General features: G+C 68.2%; 2 protein-coding genes. One reads left to right on the top strand and one right to left on the bottom strand.

The window, feature by feature from the left end:
- Positions 1-257 precede the first annotated feature (257 nt).
- The gene (locus B551_RS16530; protein ID WP_006577770.1) at positions 258-1,940 is read left to right on the top strand and encodes a long-chain fatty acid--CoA ligase; all 1,683 of its coding nucleotides are present in this window, start codon (positions 258-260) and stop codon (positions 1,938-1,940) included.
- Between the two features lie 34 nt (positions 1,941-1,974).
- On the opposite strand, the gene B551_RS26660 is transcribed toward B551_RS16530, so the two are convergent.
- A partial coding sequence (locus B551_RS26660; protein ID WP_023264584.1) for a hypothetical protein occupies positions 1,975-2,374 on the bottom strand: 400 nt, incomplete at its 5' end.

The following is a 2,374-nucleotide window of genomic DNA, read 5'->3' as shown; positions in this document are numbered from 1 at the left end:
CGCCGGCAGCGGCGGCGACGCGGCGGGCCATGCCTCGGCCGGCCCGGGTGCCGCCACCGGGCAGTCCGGCGGGTCCTAGGGTATTCCCGCGCCGGCGCGCACACCGACGGCGCGATCGGGCGCCATTACACTGGCAGCGGTCCAGAGGACTTCATCTAACGTGTCGTCCTGGTGTTGTCTTAAGGGGGCCCGCCGTTTAGCATCGCCGTTTAGCGTTGCAAAAATCGAACGATCATTCAGAAACCAGGAGACGGCATATGGAAAAGCAGTGGCTGAAATACTATCCGGCAGGCGTCCCCGCCGAGATCGACGCCAGCCAGTACCGGTCGCTTGCCCAACTGCTGGAGGAATCCTTTCGGGACTACGCGGACCGGCGCGCCTTCGTCTGCATGGACAAGGCGATCACCTATGCCGAGCTGGACCGGCTGTCCGGCCACTTCGCCGCCTGGCTGCAGGCGCGCGGACTGAAGCCCGGCGCGCGCGTCGCGATCATGATGCCGAACGTGCTGCAATACCCGGTGGTGCTGGCCGGCGTGCTGCGCGCCGGCATGGTCGTCGTCAACGTCAATCCGCTGTACACGCCGCGCGAGCTCGAGCACCAGCTCAAGGACAGCGGCGCCGAGGCGATCGTGATCCTGGAGAACTTCGCCGCCACGCTGCAGCAGGTGCTGTCGGCCACGCCGGTCAAGCACGTGGTGGTGGCCAGCATGGGCGACATGCTCGGCGGCCTGAAGGGCGCGGTGGTCAACTTCGTCGTGCGCAACGTCAAGAAGATGGTGCCCGCATGGGAGCTGCCGAACTGCGTGCGCTTCCCCACGGCGCTGGCCGAGGGCAGCCGGCTGCAGCGCAAGCCGGTCGATACCGGCCCGGACGACATCGCCTTCCTGCAGTACACCGGCGGCACCACCGGCGTGTCCAAGGGCGCGGTGCTGCTGCACCGGAACGTGGTCGCCAACGTGCTGCAGTCGCATGCGTGGATGCAGCCCGCGCTGGCCAAGGGCGCGCCGATCGACCAGGTGGTGACGATCACCGCGCTGCCGCTGTATCACATCTTCGCGCTGACGGTCTGCGGGCTGCTGGGCATGCGCAGCGGCGGCCTCAGCGTGCTGATTCCGAATCCGCGCGATATCCCGGGCTTCATCAAGGAGCTGCAGAAGTACCGCTTCCACATGTTCCCGGCGGTCAACACGCTGTACAACGCGCTGATCAACCATCCGGACATCGACAAGGTCGATTTCTCGGGGCTGCGCGTGGCCAACGGCGGTGGCATGGCGGTGCAGGAGGCGGTGGCCAAGAAATGGCTGGCCAAGACCGGCTGCCCGATCATCGAAGGCTATGGCCTGTCCGAGACCTCGCCGTCGGCGACCTGCAATCCGACCGACAGCGACGCCTTCTCGGGCACCATCGGCCTGCCGCTGCCGTCCACGGAAATCGCCATCCGCGACGACGACGGCCGCGACGTGCCGCTGGGCCAGCCGGGCGAGATCTGCATCCGCGGACCGCAGGTGATGGCCGGCTACTGGAACCGGCCGGACGAGACCGCCAAGGTCATGACGCCGGACGGCTTCTTCAAGACCGGCGATATCGGCATCATCGACGAGCGCGGCTATACCCGCATCGTCGACCGCAAGAAGGACATGATCCTGGTGTCGGGCTTCAACGTGTACCCGAACGAGATCGAGGGCGTGGTCGCGGAGTGCCCGGGCGTGCTCGAGGTCGCGGCGGTCGGCGTGCCGGACGAACATTCGGGCGAGGTGGTCAAGCTGTTCGTCGTCAGGAAGGATCCGGCGCTGACCGAGCAGGACGTGATCGCGTTCTGCAAGGACCGGCTGACGGGCTACAAGCGGCCGAAGTACGTCGAGTTCCGCACCGAACTGCCGAAGACCAACGTCGGCAAGATCCTGCGCCGCGAGCTGCGCGATTCGCGCAAGGCCGCCTGATCGCCGCCACGGCGCCGACGATGCCGGCGCCGGCTCAGCACTCGTTGGACGGCGCCAGCCCCGGCTCGCGCCGTCCGTCCGCGTAGACCACGCGCACGCAGCTGCCGACATCGAGCCCTGGCGCCGCCGGGCCGTTGACCGTCGCAGCGGTGCCGTCGTTCAGCTTGATCTCGTAGGCAAAGATGTCGACTTGCTGCACCGGCGGGCGATTCAGCAGCCGGCCCAGGTCGAACGCCAGCCCGACCCCGACGCCGCCACCGCTCCAGCCGCCCCCGCTGGCGGCGCCCACCCCAACGCCATAGCCGGAATAGCCGCGCGCCTGTTCGACGTCGACGCGCGTGACGAAGCGTTTCTCGGCGATCCTGCCCAGCTTGACGGTGGCGTTGACCGGCGTGATCTGCGGCGCCGGCGGCGCGCTCGGCGGCCTGGCGCAG

Source organism: Cupriavidus sp. HPC(L) (assembly GCF_000307735.3).
In the GTDB taxonomy this organism is placed as follows: Bacteria; Pseudomonadota; Gammaproteobacteria; order Burkholderiales; family Burkholderiaceae; genus Cupriavidus.
Note: the sequence above shows the minus strand (reverse complement) of the source record. Positions and strands in the feature narration are given on the sequence as shown.